This is a genomic window from Streptomyces sp. NPDC088730, assembly GCF_044751215.1.
In the GTDB taxonomy this organism is placed as follows: Bacteria; Actinomycetota; Actinomycetes; order Streptomycetales; family Streptomycetaceae; genus Streptomyces.
The window spans coordinates 1-17,583 of the sequence record NZ_JBIVLK010000020.1 but is presented as its reverse complement, the minus strand read 5'-3'; the positions used below and the strand labels follow the sequence as shown (position 1 = coordinate 17,583).

The following is a 17,583-nucleotide window of genomic DNA, read 5'->3' as shown; positions in this document are numbered from 1 at the left end:
GCGCTCTCCGTCAGAACGCGTCCAGCCCGGTGAGTCCGGCGGAGAGCTCCCAGAGCCGGGACGCCGCGTCGGGGTCGGTGGCCCAGGGCTTGACCCCGCCGACGAGCATGTCCTCTGTGGCAGCCGGTTCCGCGATGTCGCAGTCCTGGCAGTAGACGCCCCCGTGTCCTTCCAGCAGCGGTGACGTCGCCGCCCATACAGCCGTCGCCGCGCCTTGCTCCGGGGACTTGAAACCCGCCGCCGGCCTCCCGTCCGGGGTCACCCAGCCCTGCGCGAGCCACTCCTCGCGCGGGATATGACGCTGCAAGGGGGTGAGGATGCTGCCGGGGTGCACCGAGAAGGCCCGCAGGCCCAGGCCGGAGCCGAGGCTGTCGAGCTGCCGGGCGAAGAGGGCGTTGGCCGTCTTGGACTGGGCGTAGGCCAGCCAGCGGTCGTACCCGGTGCGGAAGTGGATGTCGTCCCAGCGGATGCCGGACAGGAAGTGACCGGACGAGGCCACGGACACCACCCGCGAACCCCCGGAGGCAGCGGCCAGGGCCGGCCGGAGGCGGTGGACGAGCGCGAAGTGGCCGAGGTGGTTGACCGCGAAGTGCGCCTCCCAGCCGGGGCCGGTACGTGTCTCGGGGCAGGCCATCACCCCTGCGCCGTTGATGAGGATGCCCAGGGGGCGGCCGGTGTCCAGGAAACGTTCCCCGAAGGTCCGGATGCTCTCCGGATCCGCCAGGTCGAGTGCGTGCACCTCCGTCCCGGGGATGCCGTGCAGAGCGCGTTCTGCGGTCGCGGGCCGGCGGGCGGGGACGACGACGTGTGCTCCCGCGCGGGCGAGAGCGCGGGTGGCCGCCAGCCCGAGGCCGGAGTACCCGCCGGTGACCAGGGCGGTCGTGCCTCTCAGGTCGATCCCGGCGAGGACGTCGTCGGCCGTGCTGCGGGCACCGAATCCGGTGCCGATCCTGCGCTGCTTCGTGATCATTCTCCGACGCTAGGAGTTGGACCGCACTCCAGGTCAAGGCAGGTGGCCGCCGTCCTTCGTGAGACCGGCCTCAAGATACGACAGATCTCGTATTATGGGAGCCCCGGACGAAGCGACGATGTGGAGCCACCGTGACCCCTGCCAGTGCCACAGTGCCTGCCGCCGGCGCGCGCACGCTGGCCCACCCGGCGCGTGAGGACATCAGGATCGAGGCGGTGCTGCACGCCCTCTCGGACCCGGTGCGGCTGTGCGTGGTGCGTGAACTGGCCGCCGCCGATGAGGAACTCACCTGTTCCCGGTTCGACCTTCCGGTGACCAAGTCGACCACCACCCACCACTTCCGGGTGCTGCGCGAGAGCGGCGTCGTCCAGCAGATCTACCGGGGCACCGCCAAGATGAACGGGCTGCGCCGGGCGGACCTGGAGGCGCTGTTCCCCGGACTGCTGGACCGGGTGCTGGAAGCGGCGAACCGGCAGGCGGACCGGCTGGGCGAGGGCTGAGCGCCCGCGCCACCGCCGTGCGTGCCCCCGCGCGTCACGTGGGGCCGTCGCCCCGCGCCGCGTCCAGCAGCCCAGGCCAGTCCGGGATCTTCACCGGCCCCCGGCCGAGCGACCGCCCCAGGGCCGCCTCCGCCCGCTCGATCGACAGCCAGCCGTCCCACTCCACCGGCCGCAGCCCGTACGCCCGCAGCGCGGCCACCGGATCCGGGGCCCAGCGGCGTCCGGCGAGCAGCGGGGCGTCCTCGGCCAGCGAGGCGACCGTCTCCTTGGCACACGAACGGTTCGACCCGATCACCCCGGTCGGGCCCCGCTTGATCCACCCCGCGACGTACTCCCCGGGCGAGGGGGCCCCGTCCCGCAGTACCCGTCCGGCCAGGTGGGGCACCGTCCCGCGCACCGGGTCGAAGGGCAGGCCGGGCAGCGGCAGCCCCCGGTAGCCGACTGCCCGCAGCACCAGCTGGGCCTCGATCTCCTCGAACGTACCGCTGTCACGCACACCGCCGCCGCCGTCCGGTTCCGTACGGGCGAAGCGCACGCCCGCCACCCGGCCCCGGCGTTCGAGCAGCTCGACGGGGCGGAGGTAGAACCGCAGCCCGATGGTCCGGGGCGGTGGCGGCCCGGCGGCCGGGGCGTCCGTGGCCCAGCCGCGCAGCACGTCGAGGTTCCGGCGCACCATCGCGGGGAGCGGCGGCGAGCCCGGTTCCGTACCGGCGTACGCCGGGTCCCGGACGAGCTCGGCCGGGTCCACGACGATCCGGGCCCCGGGGAGCCCGCCGAGTTCCCGGAGCTCCTTGGTGGTGAACCGGGCCTGGGAGGGTCCCCGCCTGCCGGCCAGGTGGATCGCGCGCACCCGGCTGCCGGCCAGGGCGCCGAGCGCGTGCTCCGGCACGTCGGTCGGCCGGAGCTCCGCCGCGCCCCGTGCGAGGATCCGCGCCACGTCGACGGCGACGTTGCCGACCCCGATCACCACGGCCGAACGGGCCTGGAGCGCGAAACGGCGGGCGGCGGCATCGGGGTGCGCGCTGTACCAGGAGACGAAGTCGGTCGCGGAGTGGCTGCCGGGCAGCTCCTCCCCGGGGACGGCCAGCGGGCGGTCCGCGGCGGCCCCGACGCAGTAGACCACCGCCTGGTACAGCTGTCCGAGCTGGTGGGGCGCCACCCCGTCCCCGCCCACCGGGACATTGCCGACGAACGTGACCCGGTCGTGTTCCAGGACGGCCCGCAGGCTCTGCTGGAGCGACTTGATCTTCTCGTGGTCGGGGGCGACGCCGTAGCGCACCAGGCCGTACGGGCAGGGCAGCCGGTCCAGGACGTGCACCCGTACACCGGGCAGCAGCGGGTGGTTCACCAGGGCCTGGGCGGCGTAGATCCCGCTGGGGCCGGAGCCGACGACGGCGATGCGTTGCACGGCGCACCTCTTCCCGGAGGGTGTCTCCAGCATCGCACCGGCGGACCCGGCGGGGGAGAGGCGCGCGGGGTGTTCCGCGTTCTGTCAGGAGGACAGGGCCCGCATCCGGCTGATCTCGGCGGTCTGCTGGGCGACGACGTCGTCGGCCATCTCCTCGACCTGGATGTTGTTTCCCTCCGAGAGCGCCTCTGTCGCCATGGCGACCGCACCCTGGTGATGGGTGATCATGAGCTTGAGGAACAGCCGGTCGAAGGCCCTGCCCTTCGCGGCCCGGAGCTGGTCGAGCTGGGCGTCGGTGGCCATGCCGGGCATGGTGCCGTGGTCGTGGCCGTCGGCCTGCTCCGTCCGGCCGTTGCGGCTGAGCCAGCCCTTCATCGCGCCGATCTCCGGCTGCTGGGCCGCGGTGATGCGTTCGGCGACCCGCTTGACGGCGGCCGAGCCGGAGCGGGCGGGGACCAGCCGGGTCAGCACCAGCGCCTGGGCGTGGTGCTCGATCATCATCCGGACGTAGCGGACGTCCGCCGAGTTGGGGGTATCCACGCCGGCGGCGGCCTTCGCGGCCTGGGAGGCGGAGAGCGTACGCGCGGGCTCCCCCGGCTTTCCGGGCGCCACGACCGAACCGCCCCCGGCCGCCCGGCCCTTGGAGCCGTTGTCGCCGCCTCCTCCGTCGCAGCCGGCCGAGGTGAGCACGACGGCGGTCACGGTGACGGCGAGTGCGAGTCCGCGGAACCGGCGGACCTGACGACGAACCAACAAAGCGGCCTCCGTTGATATATGGCTGGTTGCGCTCTGTACTAGCACGTCAACGCACAGGTGTGCTCAGAAACTTTCATTACGTTCCTGTTGCCACCTGTTGGGATGTCCATGGCAAGGACGATACTGCCGGAGTCCGTGAACCGGTCAACCACATTCGGATCCATGGGAGGACGCAGTGACCCCGTTGCACACCACCCCGGTGCGGCGCAGACGTCTGGGCGTGGCGGCAGCCGCCGCCGGGCTCTTCGCCACCCTGCTGATGGCCGGACCCGCGGCCGCCACCCCCGACCCGGGAGACGCGGCCGCGACCCCGGCCGAGGTCTCCACGAGTCAGGAGGCGGAGGCGACTGCCGCGATCAGGAGCGGTGAGATACCCGGCGTGGACGAGATCATCCACAGCCGCAACATCACCCATCTCGCCAACGTCCCCAAGGACGCGCTCAAGGGGCTGAATACGGACCTGGCCTTCCAGGGCAAGTACGCCTTCGCCGGGAACTACGACGGCTTCAGGATCTTCGACATCAGCAACCCGAAGTCTCCGAAGACGGTCGCCCAGGTGCTGTGCCCGGGATCGCAGAACGACATCTCCGTCTCCGGGAACCTGCTCTTCCTGTCGACGGACTCCTCGCGCAGCGACAACTCCTGTGCGAGCACCACCCAGCCCGCCACGGAGAAGTCCTCCTGGGAGGGCATGAAGGTCTTCGACATCAGCGACAAGCGCAATCCGAAGTACGTCGCCGCCGTCGAGACCGCCTGCGGATCGCACACCCACACCATCGTCCCCGAGCGCAAGAACGTGTACGTGTACGTCTCCTCGTACTCGCCGAGCGAGACGTTCCCCGACTGCCAGCCGCCGCACGACGGCATCTCCATCATCAAGGTGCCGCGCCAGGCACCGGAGAAGTCCCGCATCGTGAACTTCCCGGTGCTCTTCCCGGACGGCGGGAACCCCGGCGCGCCCGCCAACCCGGGCGTGTCCAAGACCACCGGCTGCCACGACATCACCGTGCTGCCCTCCAAGGACCTGGCCGCCGGCGCGTGCATGGGCGACGGGCTGCTGTTCTCCATCAAGGACCCGGAGAACCCGCGGATCATCGACCGGGTGCAGGACAACGTGAACTTCGCCTTCTGGCACTCGGCGACGTTCAACCAGCGCGCCGACAAGGTCGTCTTCACCGATGAGCTGGGCGGCGGTGGCGCCGCCACCTGCAACAAGGAGATCGGTCCCAAGCGCGGGGCCGACGGCATCTACGACATCGTCGGCAGGGGCGACCACCGCAAGCTGGTCTTCCGCAGCTACTTCAAGATCGACCGCCCGCAGGCCGACACCGAGGTCTGTGTCGCACACAACGGGTCGATCATCCCGGTCAAGGGCCGCGACCTGATGGTCCAGGCTTGGTACCAGGGCGGAGTCTCCATCTGGGACTTCACCGACTCGTCGAAGCCGAAGGAGATCGGCTACTTCGAGCGCGGTCCGGTCACCCTGGACGAGGTCACCACGGCCGGGCCGTGGTCGGCGTACTACTACAACGGCTACATCTACTCCAACGACATCGACAAGGGCTTCGACGTCCTGAGGATCGACGACCGGCGCACCGATCCGGCCAAGCGGGTGCGGACGGACGAGCTCAACGTCCAGACGCAGCCGGACTACTTCGACCGCTGAGCCGGCGGCCGGTCCGCCGCCGTAGCGGGCCGGTCCGCGCGTCACCGCCACCGGGTTCCGCCGGGTGCCTCACCCGGCGGGACCCGGTGGTTCCGGCGACGCCGGGGATCGGCGGAACCGGACGCCTCAGGCAGCCTCGTACCGGTGCGCCCGGCCGCCCCGCCACTCGACCCACTCGGGGCTGTCCAGAATCCGCTCGGGGTCGTCGAGCCCCGCGCCCTCCAGGAAAACGATCACATCGTGGTCGGAGTGCGCGAGGCCGAGTATCTGGACCCGCCCGCCGCGCTGCACGGTGACGCGTCGCCCGCCTGAGGGGGACGGGCGGAAGATCACGATCGGGGGAGGTGTCATGCCTCCAGGGTGCGACGCGCCGGAGGCCGCCGCACCGTGAACCGGAAACCCGGCGCAGGGGGCGCATCAGGGGGCGCGCGGAGGGCGGAAGAGGGTGCCCGGCGGTCGAGGCTCAGGCCGCGGACCGGTTGCCGCCGCCGGTGGCCGCGGCCCACTCGACCAGCAGCCGCTGGTACTCCTCCTCGTCCTCCGGCGACAGGCGTCCGCCCGAGCGCTGCCACAGCCGGCGAATGTCTTCATTCACCACTGCGGCGGAACGCACGGAGCCGGACGGGCACGGAGTCGGGGACATACCTACCAGGCTAAGGCCCCGATGTGACAATCAGACCCATTGGGCGCAAGGGACATCTCTCACATGTTCCTCAGGCAACCCCGGGCGCCAAACCGAGCTCCAGCAGTCCGTGCGGCCGCTCGGCCAGCGGAGTGTGCTCCACGAACCGCACCTCGCAGCCCACCGCGGCTGCTCCGGCGTCCGCGTGCCGGTCGTCTCCGACCATCACCACATCCGCCGGATCCTGTCCGAGAAGTGTGCAGGCGGTATGGAAGAGCTGTGCGTCCGGCTTCTGGACGCCGTGCTCGAAGGACAGCGCATACGCGTCCACGAAGGCGTCCAGACCGTGCGCCCGGAAGACCGGCCGCAGGTCCCAGCCGATGTTGCTCACCACGCCGATCCGGACGCCGGACGCGGCCAGCGCGCCCAGCACCTCGGCCGCGTCCGGATACGGACACCAGGCCTCCGGGGTCCGGTGCCGCTCGTACAGCGCGTCGTACAGCCCGGGATCCGGCAGCGCGACCTGACGGGCGAGCCCGGTGTACGCGGCCCGGTGCCGGTCCACGCTCTCGTCTCGGGTGGCCCAGAGCCGCGCCAGGTCTTCCGGCACCCGCTGCGGAGCGGGCCCGCCCGGCAGCGCGCCGACGGCCTCCAGCTCCCGCACGTAGCGCTCGAAGGCGGCCTCGTCCACGCTCACCTCCCGCTCGGCGAGGGCGGCGGCGAGCCAGGACCGGACGGACTCGATCCGGAACAGCGTCCCGGAGAAGTCGAAGAGCACACCCTTGATCGGCATGGCCCCGATCCTTGCCGATGCGCCGGAGGGGCCGCAAGGATGCCTGTTCAGACGTCGCGCGACGGCCGTTCACGGGCCTCGTGCCGTTCGAATCCCATCACCGTGAACGCGGCCAGCGCGGCCCCCAGCAGCCACCCGCCCAGCACGTCGGTGGGCCAGTGCACACCCAGGTAGAGCCGGGTGACCCCGACCCCGAGCACCGAGACCCATGCCGCCGCCAGGGCCACCCGCCACACCCGGGGGCCGGCGCCGTGCCGGCGCAGCAGCCACAGCAGCAGCCCGCAGCTCACCGTGGCGGTCATCGCGTGTCCGGAGGGGAACGCCGCGTAGTGGGCGGAGTCCACCGGGTCGGGCCACTGGGGCCGCTCCCGGTCCACCGCCGCCTTGATCCCCTGCTGCAGCAGGCTGGAGAACACGCTGCTCGCGGCAACCCAGACCGCGAGCAACCGGGCGCCTCGCCACCACAGGGCCACCACGGCGACGGCGATCAGCGCGCGCATCGTCCAGGGGTCCCAGAGCCAGTCCGTCAGCACCCGGTTGACGTGCACGAGACCGGGCTCCGTCACCGCCCGCCGGTGGAGGGCGGTGACGACCGTACGGTCCAGGCTCATCAGCGGGGACCACCGCGCGGCCACCAGGACCAGCAGTGCCAGGGAGAGGGCCGCACAGGCCGTTCCGGTCCGCAGGGCCCGCCGTGAGGTGCGGATGCGGTCCGGACGGGGGAGCGGCGGGGAGGAGAGCATGGGGGAATCCTCTCCGACGCGAGACGTACCGGGCCATTCGCGGCGCCTGGCCCTGAGCGTGTCCCGGACCATTCGCGATGCTCCGGCCCTGAGCGTGCCCCGGTCCTGGGCGTGCCCCGGTCCTGGGCGTGCTCCGAACCACTCGCGACGCCCCGGTCCTGCGGGTGTCCCGGACCATTCGCGTTACCTCGGGCCTGAGGGTGCCCCGGTCCTGGGCGTGCCCCGCTGCTGAGCGTGTTCCGAACCATTCGCGACGCCCAGGTCCTGGGCGTGTTCCGGGCCCGAGCGTGTGTTCCCTGCCCAGGGCGCGTGTCCCGGCTCCGGGGGGTGTCCCGCTCGCGGGCGCGGTGTGTCCGCTATCCCAGCGCGCTGATCGCCGGAACGAGCGCGACCAGCAGGGGAATCGCCGGGACGAGCGCGGCCGCCGCGGTGAGCCGCAGCCGACGGCCCGCGGTGAGCCGCCCGGCGGGGGCCAGCAGCCGGTCGACCCGGAGCGGCACCTGCGCGTCCGGTGTCGGGGCCGGGCCGAACACGCCCCGGTCCTCGTTGAGTTCGACCAGCGCCAGGGCGGTCGTCAGCCGGCCGAAGCGGCGCGACGCCACATCGTCGGCGGCCAGTTCGACGAGCCGGTGCATCTCACCGCGGAACGCCGCGAACACCGGGACCTGGGGAAAGCCGGACGCCAGCGCCGCGGAGCAGTTCAGCAGCCAGTCGTGGCGCGCCTTCGCGTGGCCCTGCTCATGGGCGAGCACCGCATCGAGCTGACGGCCCTTCAGCCGTCCCAGCGCCGCGGTGGTGATGACCAGTTGGGGCGGCGCACCGGGCAGCCACCAGGCGTCGGGGCGCTCCCCCTCCAGCACCACCAGCCGTTCGGCGCCGGGCTCCTCGCCGGGCATCAGCGGTGAGCGCACCAGGAGTTCGGCGCGCCGCTGCCCGCGTCGCAGCCGCGCCCGGCGGATCTCGCGGGTCAGCATCGCGGCCGTCCACACCCCGCCCAGTGCCAGCAGCACGGCCATCACGGCCGACCAGGGCCCGTACGCCGCGAGGGCGTACGCCTCGACCACGGCGTGCGGCGCGGGCGCGAAGACATGGCCGCGTACCGCCTGCCAGGCCGCGGCGGCGCTGAACGTCATGGACAGGGCGAAGGACAGCAGCACGCCGGCCACCACGCACTGCCACACCCACAGCGCCACCACGGGCTCGCGCTCCGGCCACTCGGCCCGCGCCATCAGCCGCGGGGTCACGACGGCGGCCAGTGCACCGAGCAGCAGCAGCGCGAAGGAGACCAACATGGGCGTCACCCTATGAGGGGCACGGCGCACACGGGTATGGCTGCGCTCGGCAAGTGACGTACGCCACGGTTTGCCGGGCTCCCCGTCTCACAGGGTGAGCAGCATCGCGAACATGGATATCCCCATGGTCAGACGGCAGGCCAGGGCCAGCTCCGGCCTGGCCGCCCAGCCCTCCGGTGCCGGTCCTCCGGTCACCACCCCGCCACCGGTCGCCGTCGCGGCGACCGGGATCAACCGGGCGCCCGAACGCAGCACATAGACGGCGTAGTAGACGAGGAGCAGCCCCGTCAGCAGCGGGACGCCTCCGGCCGCGGCCATGGTGTGCGATCCGTGCCCGCCGTGGACCGCCGTCCCCGGACCCGCCATGGCGAGGGCCATGTAGACCATCGCGGAAGAGCCGACCAGATGGTGGAGATGGTGACCGCTGCGGCGGGAGAACCAGAGGGCGCGCAAGGCGGCGGCACCGAACAGTGCCGCGTATACGGCCCACGCCCACGCGGGCGGGGCGAGGACGGCGGCGGGCACCGCCATGGCGGCCATGCCGAAGCCCATCAGCGCCTCGGCGCGCGCCGTTCTGCGCTCCTCGCCGGTCCCGGCGCGGGTACGCAGCAGGCAGTACGCGCCCGTCAGCGCGCACATCGCCATCAGCAGCCAGCCGGACATCGCCGGTCCATGCACAGCAGACCTCCCCCGGGCGAACGACATCGCCGTCGCCTAGTCGATGCCCGGAGGCGGACGCCTGTACGCGGCGCACTGGAGCACTGGGGGAGCGCGCGGTGGTGGTGTACTGCGGACGCGTCGGTGCGAGCGGTCTGGCGCGTCAGGGCCTGAACCGCAGCGGATGGTCCTCCGGCACCTCGACGACGGCGATCCGGACCCCGTCCGGATCGGAGATCCACATCTCGTCGAGCCCCCAGGGCTCACGCCTCGGTGCCCGCAGCACCTCGATACCCCGGGCCGACAGCTCCTCGTACGCCGCCCGCACGTCGGCCACCTGGAGCCACAGCAGCAGCCCGGGAGCCGGTGGCGTGTCGCCCCGGCCGGACACCTCCAGGAAGCCGCCGCCCAGGAAGTAGACCGTCCCCCGCTCGGGACCGGTACCGAACTCCCGGTAGACGGGCAGGCCGAGTGACTCCCCGTAGAAGACCCGTGACCGTTCGGGATCCGTGGGGCGCAACAGAATCCGGCTGCTCAGCACATGAACCATGCTCCGGAGCGTAGGCCGGTACCGGAGAGCTACGCTGCTGCGGCACGGCCACACGGAGAATCGGAGAGACCCTTCATGGACACCGCACCGCCCCGGGACTCGGGAGAGCTGACCTTCCGCGACGCGACCGACGCGGATGTGCCCGCACTCGTGGAGCTCATCCAGGCCGCGTACCGAGGTGACTCCAGCCGCGCGGGCTGGACCACGGAGGCGGACATCCTGAAGGGGCAGCGGACCGACCCGCAGGGGGTCCGCGCGGTGGTGGAGGACCCCCGCAGCAGGCTGCTCGTGGTGGAGCGCGACGGCGCGCCGGTCGCCTGCTGCCAGCTGGAGCACCGCGGAGAGGCCGCCTACTTCGGGATGTTCGCGGTCCGCCCCTCGCTCCAGGGCGGCGGCCTCGGCAAGGTGATCATCGCCGAGGCCGAGCGCACCGTCAGGGAGAGCTGGGGGGTGCGGGAGATGCAGATGACCGTGATATCGGTCCGGGAGGACCTGATCGCCTGGTACGAGCGCCGCGGCTACCGCCGTACGGGAAGGATGAGCCCCTTCCCGTACGGCGATGAGCGCTTCGGTATCCCGCAGCGCGACGATCTCGCCTTCGAACTGCTGGTCAAGGAACTGCCGGCCGGCTGACCAGCGGCTACGCGGTGAAGCGGCCCGCCCGGCGGATCTCCGGGAAGTCGGTCGTCGCGCCGTCGAGCCCGAGCCCCCGCGCGAGCCGCAGATGGTCCTGGGTGTTGACCACCCAGCCGACCACGGTCAGCCCCTCGGCGTGCGCCTTCTCGACCAGTTCCAGGGTGATGCGCCGGACGTTGAGCACCAGCCGGGTGGCGCCCACCGCCTTGGCGCGGTCCACCACGTCCTTGCCCCAGCGGCTGGCCACGAGCGCCGTCCGCACCCCCGGCACCAACTGTGCGATCTCGGCGATGGCCTCGTCGTGGAACGAGATCACCTCGACCCGGTCGACGAGTCGGCGCCGCCGCATCACCTCGGCCAGTGTGCGGGCGGCGGCCACGTCCTTGATCTCCGCCTGCATAGCGGACCCCACCGCGTCGAGCACCTCCTCGAAGACGGGAATCCGTTCGCCCAGGCCGGCGTCGAGTTCGCGCAGCTCGGCCAGGGTCTTCTCGGCGATCGCGCCCTTGCCGTCGGTCGTCCGGTCCACGTCGGCGTCGTGCATGACGGCGAGAGCGCCGTCCTTGCTCAGGTGAAGGTCCAGTTCGATGAGGTCCATCCCGGCCTGCTCGGCGTGGACGAAGGAACGCAGGGTGTTCTCCGGTTCGACACCCATCACACCGCGGTGACCGATGGTGAGAAAAGACAAGGCACTCTCGCTTCCGATTTCGACGGCGTCTCCCCGTGTTCTGCTCCTACCCACTACCCGCACGGCACTGTCGCATGACCGCGCTCCGGCCCTCAGCGCCCCGTCGAGGCGAGCGGGGCGGCCGGGCGGGGGAGCGGGGCGCCGTGCCCGTGGATATCGGCTGCGCCGAGCAGGAACCCGGTGATGACCGCGGCGACCAGGACGGCACGGATGCTCATGCGGCGGTTCTCCGGAGGGGTACGGGAAGAGCTGACGCCGTCCGTCCTATCGGCCGGGCCGCTCGCTCCGCGACTCGGGTCACTCATGCGTGGGCGCGTCCCGCACGGGGTTGCCGGGCAGGCGTACGACCGCGACGGGGGCCCGGCTCCGCCGGACCGCCCTCGTGGCCACCGGCGGAAGGAAGAGACCGTCACACTGTCATGGGACAGGAAAAAAAGCGGTGACCATGCGGTCGGACAGGATAATTTCAAGGTCTCCACTTGTCTCGGGGAACCGCAGACGGATACGGTTACTTGACGCGAGGTTCTCCCGTGGAGGAAGTGTTATGACGGAAATTCTTGTGCAAGACGTAGCAGCCGACGGCATAACTGCCGCCCAGCGGGTGATCGATCACCCGGCCTGGCCTGCGCTCAAGAATGCCGTGGAGGAGATCCGTCCCTGGCAGTCGAAGGACGGATCCATCGACTTCGGGGCCGAGGGCGCGCCCTCCCCTGTCGCCGCCGGCGCGGCCCTGGAGCGGGTGACCGCCGCTGTCGAACAGCTCTCCCCGCTGCTTCCGCACGACGCCGCGTACCACCGGGCCCTCGTCGCGGACCTGCGCCGCTGGGCGTCCGAAGGCTTCGGCATCCCCGACTTCCTCGACTCGCTGCTCGCCTTCCAGCCTGCCAAGGAGCGCGCCGACGGCCTGCAGCACCTGGTCGTCTTCGCTATGTACACGCAGAACGGCAACCCCGACCGCAACCTCGAAGCGGTCGTGCTCCGGATGGTCTGGCCCGAGTGGCTCGCGGACCTGGAGGCGACCCGCTACGACAACCCGCTGTTCTGCGGAATCACCTTCGAGGACTTCACCGCCGGCTACGACACCAACTCCGCGGTGCTCTTCCCGGAGACGATCGCGGTGCGTGAGGCCCCCGAGCGCTTCAGCTGGGGCGGCATCTTCTGCGACCGTGAGGCCGCCCGTTTCCGCCGGGTCACCGAGGCGTCCGTCGATCTCCTCGGCGTCGAGCTGCCCGACGACATCCGCGAGATGGTGAGCGACCAGCGGCGCTGCGAGCAGGCCTTCGTGCTCTGGGACATGGTCCACGACCGCACCCACAGCCACGGTGACCTGCCCTTCGACCCGTTCATGATCAAGCAGCGCCAGCCGTTCTGGATGTACGGCCTCGAAGAGCTGCGCTGCGACCTCACCGCCTTCCGGGAAGCCGTGAAGCTGGAGGCCGACGGCTTCGGCCAGGGCCGCGACGTGCAGTACGCCGTGCTGTTCGACCGGATGTTCCGCTTCCCGGTCACCGGCGAGCGCGTCCGCAACTACGACGGTCTCGGCGGTCAGCTCCTCTTCGCGTACCTCCACAAGCACGACGTCGTGCGCTGGACCGACAACACCCTGAAGATCGACTGGGAGCTGGCTCCGCAGATCACCAACCAGCTCTGCGGCGAGATCGAGAAGCTCTACCGCGACGGCATCGACCGCCCCAAGCTCGTCCACTGGTTCGCCGCGTACGACCTGGTCGCGAGCTATCTGGCGCCGCACCCCGGCTCCCGCTGGGCCAAGGGCCCCGACGCCCTGGACCTCTCCCAGCCGCCCCGCAAACTCGTCGACGACGTGCTTCCGGACGAGTTTCCCCTGAGCATGTTCTATGAGGCGCTCTCCAAGAAGCTGAAGAACGTGATCGCCTCGACCAAGGGCATCACCGCCGCGGACGCCGGGCAGGCGGCCGCGTGAGCACACGGAGCGAGGAGGCGGTGGCCATGAACGGAAACGGCAAGGGCAGCGGGAGCGGTGCGCTCGAAGGGGCTGTGGTCGCCGTGGCGGGAGCGGCGGGCCCGGCCGGCCGGGCCACGCTGCTCCGGCTCGCCGAGGCGGGAGCGGTCGTCGTCGCCTCCGACGCGAACGCCACCCGCCTCGCAGAGGCCGTCGACGCGGCCCGCTACGCCCACGGCGGCGCCACGGTCACCGGCGACACCGTGGATCTGCTCGACCTGGGAGCGGCCCGGGAGTGGGCGGACCGGACGGAGAAGGAGTTCGGCCGGATCGACGGCCTGGTCCACCTGGTGGGCGGCTGGCGCGGCAGCTCGACCTTCGCGGACACCGACCTCGCCGACTGGACGCTGCTGGAGAAGCTGCTGATCCGCACCGTCCAGAGCACCTCGCTCGCGTTCCAGGAGGGCCTCCAGCGCAGCGACCGCGGCCGCTACCTGCTGATCAGCGCGGCCGGCGCCAGCAACCCCACCGCGGGCAACGCCGCGTACGCCGCCTCGAAGGCCGCGGCCGAGGCCTGGACCCTCGCGCTCGCGGACGCCTTCCGCAAGGCGGGGGGCGAGGACGGCACGCGCAGCGCGGCTGCGATCCTGGTCGTGAAGGCACTGGTGCACGACGCGATGCGCGCCGAGCGCCCGAATGCGAAGTTCGCGGGCTTCACCGACGTCAAGGAACTGGCCGATGCCATCGCCGGCGTCTGGGACCGGCCCGCCCCGGAAGTGAACGGAAAGCGCCTGTGGCTGACCCCGCAACCGTAAGGACCGACGCGCGTCGTCATCACGACCCGCGGGTACGCGGCTTCGCCAGTGACAACTACGCGGGCACCCATCCGGAGATCCTCGCGGCCCTCGCCCTCGCCAACGGCGGCCACCAGATCGCCTACGGCGAGGACGACTACACCGGACACCTCCAGCGCGTCATGCACAGCCACTTCGGCCCCACCGCCGAAGCCTTTCCGGTGTTCAACGGAACCGGCGCCAACGTGGTGTCGCTCCAGGCGATGACCGACCGCTGGGGTGCGGTCATCTGCGCCGAGTCCGCGCACATCAACGTGGACGAGGGCGGTGCGCCGGAACGGGTCGGTGGCCTCAAGCTGCTCACGGTGCCGACCGAGGACGGCAAGCTGACGCCCGAGCTCATCGACCGCGAGGCGTACGGCTGGGACGACGAGCACCGCGCCATGCCGCAGGTCGTCTCGATCACCCAGAACACCGAGCTCGGCACGGTCTACACGCCCGGTGAAATCCGCGCCATCTGCGAGCACGCCCACGGGCACGGCATGAAGGTCCATCTCGACGGGGCGCGGATAGCCAATGCTGCGGCTTCCCTGGACGTGCCGATGCGCACCTTCACCAACGCCGTCGGCGTCGATGTGCTCTCTTTCGGCGGCACCAAGAACGGCGCCCTCTTCGGTGAGGCGGTCGTGGTCCTGAATCCGGACGCGGTCCGCGCCATGAAGCATCTGCGCAAGCTCTCGATGCAGCTCGCCTCCAAGATGCGCTTCGTCTCGGTACAGCTGGAGGCGCTGCTGGCCGGAGACCTCTGGCTGCGCAATGCCCGGCACGCCAACGCGATGGCCCAGCGGCTGGCCGAGGGGGTCCGCGCGGTGGGCGGCGTGGAGATCCTCTACCCGGTCCAGGCCAACGCCGTCTTTGCCCGGCTGCCGCACGCGGTGAGCGAGCGGCTCCAGAAGCGGTTTCGCTTCTACTTCTGGGACGAGAAGGCCGGGGACGTGCGCTGGATGTGCGCCTTCGACACCACGGAGGACGATGTCGACGCCTTCGTCCTCGCGCTGAAGGAAGAGCTGGCGGCCTAGCCGATACCGCGTTGCTGTGCGGCCGACCCGGGAGTGACTGACTCCTGGTCGGCCGCACAGTCGCGCTCAGCGGCGGTGGAACTGATTCAGCGGGCCCCGGGGACCGGTGCACGGGTTGACCGCGCCGCGGCCGCCCGGTCTGAAGCGCACACGTCCGGTGTCGCGCTGGACCCGCGGGACCGGTGCACGGGCACAGCTGAAACGTCACTCCGGTGAAACGTCACTCCGGCCCGCGTCAGCCCCGCTCGCGGACCTCGGCGGGTGTCGGGGCCGTGCCGCCCAGGTGCGCGGGCACCCACCAGGTGTCGTTCGCGTCCCTCGGGCGCACCGGGTAGGCGCGCTGAGCGGCTTCGAGCAGTTCCTGCACACGCTCCCGCAGCCGGCGGGTGATCGCGCCCGCGTACTGGTCGGTGGGGGCCTCCACCGGCTCGCCGACGCGGATCGTGACGGGGATGTGGCTCCGCCTGAAGTTGCGCGGGCGGCCCTTGGTCCACAGCCGCTGCGTTCCCCAGAGCGCCATCGGGATCAGCGGCACCCCGGCCTCCTGGGCCAGCCGTGCGGCACCCGACTTGAAGTTCTTCAGCGTGAAGGACTCCGAGATCGTCGCCTCCGGGAACACGCCCACGATCTCGCCGGAGCGCAGCGAGGCGAGGGCGTGCGCATAGGCGTCCTCGCCCTGCTTGCGGTCGACGGGAATGTGCTTCATGCCGCGCATCAGTGGTCCGGAGACCTTGTGCCGGAACACCGATTCCTTCGCCATGAAGCGGACGAGCCGCTTCTGCGGCAGCGTCGTGAGCCCCGTGAAGATGAAGTCCAGATAGCTGATGTGGTTGCTGACCAGAACCGCGCCACCAGTCTTCGGGATGTGCTCCGAACCCTGGGTGTCGATCTTCAGGTCGAGCGCCTTGAAAAACGTACGAGCGGCGCCGATGACCGGCCGATAGACGAGTTCTGCCATCTGGGGGAGACCCTTCTTCAGCGCCTGGGGAGGGTTCTCCCGGCGGAAGTTACGCAGCCGTAGGTTTTCGGCATTGGGCCGATCGTGCCCCATGCGCGTCGCGGTGGCCAGTCTCGGCGGGCGCGGGGCGCGAGATTCTCGTCACGTGGAACGGCCGGGAATGTCCCGGCGGCCGGCGGTGCTGTCTCTTTGGGCAGAGCTCTGGCAGGAGGCCGAAGGTGGACGGGCAGGTACGGGTGGACAGACTGGATATCGCCCAACTCGGCGTGGAACTGGGGGAGCGGGCGACGCTCGTGCAGTTCTCCAGCGCCTTCTGCCAGCCCTGCCGGGCCACCCGTCGCACGCTCGCCGAGGTGGCCGCCATGGTCGAAGGCGTCACCCACGTGGAGATCGACGCCGAGGCGCATCTCACTCTGGTGCGCGAGCTCGGCATCAGCGCGACCCCGACCGTTCTGGTGCTCGACGCCGCCGGCCGGATCGTCGAACGGGCCGCCGGACAGCCGCGCACCGTCGATGTCGTGGCCGCACTGGGACGGGCGATATGACGGACCGTGACACATCTCCCACCTTGCGGGACGGTCTTGACCGCAGCCACCAGTCATCGTCAGTCTGACGCTATGCCGCCAGTACTCCTTCTCCACGGCCGGGTCCACGTCGATCTCGCCCGCTGCGCGAGCGCGCGCTGTCCGGATGCCTGAGCATCCACGGCCCCGTACCCCCGACGCGCAGAAGGACGACACCTCCATGACGGCATCGCCCATTACGGCATCACCCGGACTCGGCACCGCGCAGACGGCATCCCCGGACCTCCTGCGCTCCGTCTTCCGGCAGCACGCCGCCGGAGTCGCCGTGATCACCGCCGCCGGTGACTGGCCGGTCGGCTTCACGGCGACCTCCCTCAACTCCGTGGCCGCAGAGCCCCCGCTCATCTCCTTCGGTGTGGGCACCTCCTCCTCCAGCTGGCCGGTCGTCGCGGAGGCGGAGCACATCGGGGTCCACATACTCGGCGAGCATCAGCGGGAACTGGCCGCCACCTTCGCGCGCAGCGGCGCCGACAGGTTCGGCCCGTCCACCTATTGGCGCAGTGGCCCGGAAGGCGTCCCGCTGCTGGACGGCGTGCTCGCATGGCTGGTCTGCCGGGTCGTGGCGCGGATTCCCGCGGGGGACCACCGGATCGTGATCGCCCAGGCGGTGGTCGGGGATCCGGCCGGGTCCGGGCGCCCGCTGGTCTACCACCAGGGCCGGTTCACCGCTCTGCGAGACTGAGAACGCCTTGGTGGCACGGGGCGGGGCGGCGTTGGGCAGATCACAGTTCAGAGCGCTTGCCTACGGGGCAGGTACTGGGTGTACTGGCGAGTAATATTACGGTCGGAGCGTCGGTCGCACCGACCGGAAATCGCCCCATCAGGCGCCTATGCTGCGTGCAACAAGGCAGCCCGGAAATGACGATGCAGTAGGAGAGCCGGCGTGAGCTTGAGGATCGTTGTCTGTGTGAAGTACGTGCCCGACGCGACCGGTGACCGGCATTTCGCCGATGACCTGACGTTGGA

Annotated in this window: 21 protein-coding genes and 1 pseudogene; 9 read left to right on the top strand and 13 right to left on the bottom strand. The window is 71.1% G+C overall.

From position 1 onward, the window contains the following. Window positions 1-10: 10 nt before the first annotated feature. The gene (locus tag ACIP89_RS34175; protein WP_401932606.1) at window positions 11-970 is read right to left on the bottom strand and encodes an SDR family NAD(P)-dependent oxidoreductase; all 960 of its coding nucleotides are present in this window, start codon (window positions 968-970) and stop codon (window positions 11-13) included. A gap of 131 nt (window positions 971-1,101) precedes the next feature. Here ACIP89_RS34175 and ACIP89_RS34170 point away from each other — a divergent pair, with 131 nt between their 5' ends. Then, window positions 1,102-1,470, top strand: a complete 369-nt coding sequence (locus ACIP89_RS34170) for an ArsR/SmtB family transcription factor (protein WP_401932603.1) — start codon at window positions 1,102-1,104, stop codon at window positions 1,468-1,470. Between the two features lie 34 nt (window positions 1,471-1,504). On the opposite strand, the gene ACIP89_RS34165 is transcribed toward ACIP89_RS34170, so the two are convergent. Further along, a complete protein-coding gene (locus ACIP89_RS34165; protein ID WP_401932600.1) occupies window positions 1,505-2,878 on the bottom strand; it encodes an FAD-dependent oxidoreductase in 1,374 nt (457 codons plus the stop codon). 84 nt (window positions 2,879-2,962) lie between these two features. After that, window positions 2,963-3,634 (bottom strand): DUF305 domain-containing protein, encoded by a 672-nt coding sequence (locus ACIP89_RS34160; protein ID WP_401933801.1) that lies wholly within the window; start codon window positions 3,632-3,634, stop codon window positions 2,963-2,965. A gap of 175 nt (window positions 3,635-3,809) precedes the next feature. Here ACIP89_RS34160 and ACIP89_RS34155 point away from each other — a divergent pair, with 175 nt between their 5' ends. Further along, complete coding sequence (locus ACIP89_RS34155) at window positions 3,810-5,300, top strand: LVIVD repeat-containing protein (protein WP_401933804.1); 1,491 nt, start codon at window positions 3,810-3,812, stop codon at window positions 5,298-5,300. A 126-nt stretch (window positions 5,301-5,426) separates the two neighbouring features. Here the strand turns inward: ACIP89_RS34155 and ACIP89_RS34150 are convergent, their stop codons facing one another. From ACIP89_RS34150 to ACIP89_RS34120, 7 genes are all read right to left on the bottom strand, one after another. Next, on the bottom strand, window positions 5,427-5,651 hold the full coding sequence (locus ACIP89_RS34150) for a hypothetical protein (protein ID WP_311307251.1): 225 nt from the start codon (window positions 5,649-5,651) through the stop codon (window positions 5,427-5,429). 112 nt (window positions 5,652-5,763) lie between these two features. Further along, window positions 5,764-5,943, bottom strand: a complete 180-nt coding sequence (locus tag ACIP89_RS34145; RefSeq protein WP_073736034.1) for a hypothetical protein — start codon at window positions 5,941-5,943, stop codon at window positions 5,764-5,766. Between the two features lie 70 nt (window positions 5,944-6,013). Then, window positions 6,014-6,715, bottom strand: coding sequence for an HAD family hydrolase (locus ACIP89_RS34140; RefSeq protein ID WP_401933807.1), 702 nt, complete (start codon window positions 6,713-6,715; stop codon window positions 6,014-6,016). Between the two features lie 47 nt (window positions 6,716-6,762). Then, window positions 6,763-7,458, bottom strand: a complete 696-nt coding sequence (locus ACIP89_RS34135; protein WP_402118247.1) for a phosphatase PAP2 family protein — start codon at window positions 7,456-7,458, stop codon at window positions 6,763-6,765. Window positions 7,459-7,814: 356 nt separating this feature from the next. Then, window positions 7,815-8,750, bottom strand: a complete 936-nt coding sequence (locus ACIP89_RS34130; protein ID WP_402118246.1) for a M56 family metallopeptidase — start codon at window positions 8,748-8,750, stop codon at window positions 7,815-7,817. An 87-nt stretch (window positions 8,751-8,837) separates the two neighbouring features. Next, on the bottom strand, window positions 8,838-9,428 hold the full coding sequence (locus ACIP89_RS34125) for a DUF5134 domain-containing protein (protein ID WP_401932581.1): 591 nt from the start codon (window positions 9,426-9,428) through the stop codon (window positions 8,838-8,840). Window positions 9,429-9,570: 142 nt separating this feature from the next. Beyond that, the gene (locus tag ACIP89_RS34120; protein ID WP_402118244.1) at window positions 9,571-9,957 is read right to left on the bottom strand and encodes a VOC family protein; all 387 of its coding nucleotides are present in this window, start codon (window positions 9,955-9,957) and stop codon (window positions 9,571-9,573) included. A 75-nt stretch (window positions 9,958-10,032) separates the two neighbouring features. On the opposite strand from ACIP89_RS34120, the gene ACIP89_RS34115 reads away from it, so the two are divergent. Then, complete coding sequence (locus ACIP89_RS34115) at window positions 10,033-10,590, top strand: GNAT family N-acetyltransferase (protein WP_401932575.1); 558 nt, start codon at window positions 10,033-10,035, stop codon at window positions 10,588-10,590. Between the two features lie 7 nt (window positions 10,591-10,597). Here the strand turns inward: ACIP89_RS34115 and ACIP89_RS34110 are convergent, their stop codons facing one another. Both ACIP89_RS34110 and ACIP89_RS34105 read right to left on the bottom strand, forming a co-directional pair. Continuing rightward, a complete protein-coding gene (locus ACIP89_RS34110) occupies window positions 10,598-11,281 on the bottom strand; it encodes a glycerophosphodiester phosphodiesterase (RefSeq protein WP_401932572.1) in 684 nt (227 codons plus the stop codon). Window positions 11,282-11,373: 92 nt separating this feature from the next. Beyond that, window positions 11,374-11,499, bottom strand: a complete 126-nt coding sequence (locus tag ACIP89_RS34105) for a hypothetical protein (protein WP_401932569.1) — start codon at window positions 11,497-11,499, stop codon at window positions 11,374-11,376. Between the two features lie 326 nt (window positions 11,500-11,825). Here ACIP89_RS34105 and ACIP89_RS34100 point away from each other — a divergent pair, with 326 nt between their 5' ends. The 3 genes from ACIP89_RS34100 to ACIP89_RS34090 are packed head-to-tail and all read left to right on the top strand — an operon-like array spanning window position 11,826 to window position 15,075. Next, window positions 11,826-13,223, top strand: a complete 1,398-nt coding sequence (locus tag ACIP89_RS34100; RefSeq protein ID WP_402118242.1) for a DUF6421 family protein — start codon at window positions 11,826-11,828, stop codon at window positions 13,221-13,223. A gap of 26 nt (window positions 13,224-13,249) precedes the next feature. Further along, entirely contained in the window at window positions 13,250-14,017 is a 768-nt protein-coding gene (locus ACIP89_RS34095; RefSeq protein WP_328698292.1) for an SDR family NAD(P)-dependent oxidoreductase, read from the top strand. Then, window positions 13,996-15,075: a threonine aldolase family protein gene (locus ACIP89_RS34090; protein WP_401932563.1), complete on the top strand. Its 1,080-nt coding sequence runs from the start codon at window positions 13,996-13,998 to the stop codon at window positions 15,073-15,075. The genes ACIP89_RS34095 and ACIP89_RS34090 overlap by 22 nt, the downstream gene beginning before the upstream one ends. 235 nt (window positions 15,076-15,310) lie before the next feature. Here the strand turns inward: ACIP89_RS34090 and ACIP89_RS34085 are convergent, their stop codons facing one another. Further along, the gene (locus ACIP89_RS34085) at window positions 15,311-16,033 is read right to left on the bottom strand and encodes a lysophospholipid acyltransferase family protein (RefSeq protein ID WP_401932560.1); all 723 of its coding nucleotides are present in this window, start codon (window positions 16,031-16,033) and stop codon (window positions 15,311-15,313) included. A gap of 218 nt (window positions 16,034-16,251) precedes the next feature. On the opposite strand from ACIP89_RS34085, the gene ACIP89_RS34080 reads away from it, so the two are divergent. From ACIP89_RS34080 to ACIP89_RS34070, 3 genes and pseudogenes are all read left to right on the top strand, one after another. Further along, a complete protein-coding gene (locus ACIP89_RS34080; RefSeq protein WP_401933827.1) occupies window positions 16,252-16,578 on the top strand; it encodes a TlpA family protein disulfide reductase in 327 nt (108 codons plus the stop codon). A 214-nt stretch (window positions 16,579-16,792) separates the two neighbouring features. Beyond that, the gene (locus ACIP89_RS34075) at window positions 16,793-17,299 is read left to right on the top strand and encodes a flavin reductase family protein (protein ID WP_402118312.1); all 507 of its coding nucleotides are present in this window, start codon (window positions 16,793-16,795) and stop codon (window positions 17,297-17,299) included. A 201-nt stretch (window positions 17,300-17,500) separates the two neighbouring features. Further along, window positions 17,501-17,583 (top strand): annotated as a pseudogene (locus ACIP89_RS34070) (electron transfer flavoprotein subunit beta); the annotation flags it as partial.

Coding starts and splice junctions, on each gene's coding strand:
- ACIP89_RS34175 (WP_401932606.1), bottom strand. CDS start 970: ATGATCACGAAGCAGCGCAGGATCGGCACCGGATTCGGTGCCCGCAGC.
- ACIP89_RS34150 (WP_311307251.1), bottom strand. CDS start 5,651: ATGACACCTCCCCCGATCGTGATCTTCCGCCCGTCCCCCTCAGGCGGG.
- ACIP89_RS34145 (WP_073736034.1), bottom strand. CDS start 5,943: ATGTCCCCGACTCCGTGCCCGTCCGGCTCCGTGCGTTCCGCCGCAGTG.
- ACIP89_RS34140 (WP_401933807.1), bottom strand. CDS start 6,715: ATGCCGATCAAGGGTGTGCTCTTCGACTTCTCCGGGACGCTGTTCCGG.
- ACIP89_RS34135 (WP_402118247.1), bottom strand. CDS start 7,458: ATGCTCTCCTCCCCGCCGCTCCCCCGTCCGGACCGCATCCGCACCTCA.
- ACIP89_RS34130 (WP_402118246.1), bottom strand. CDS start 8,750: ATGTTGGTCTCCTTCGCGCTGCTGCTGCTCGGTGCACTGGCCGCCGTC.
- ACIP89_RS34120 (WP_402118244.1), bottom strand. CDS start 9,957: ATGGTTCATGTGCTGAGCAGCCGGATTCTGTTGCGCCCCACGGATCCC.
- ACIP89_RS34115 (WP_401932575.1), top strand. CDS start 10,033: ATGGACACCGCACCGCCCCGGGACTCGGGAGAGCTGACCTTCCGCGAC.
- ACIP89_RS34105 (WP_401932569.1), bottom strand. CDS start 11,499: ATGAGCATCCGTGCCGTCCTGGTCGCCGCGGTCATCACCGGGTTCCTG.
- ACIP89_RS34100 (WP_402118242.1), top strand. CDS start 11,826: ATGACGGAAATTCTTGTGCAAGACGTAGCAGCCGACGGCATAACTGCC.
- ACIP89_RS34095 (WP_328698292.1), top strand. CDS start 13,250: ATGAACGGAAACGGCAAGGGCAGCGGGAGCGGTGCGCTCGAAGGGGCT.
- ACIP89_RS34085 (WP_401932560.1), bottom strand. CDS start 16,033: ATGGCAGAACTCGTCTATCGGCCGGTCATCGGCGCCGCTCGTACGTTT.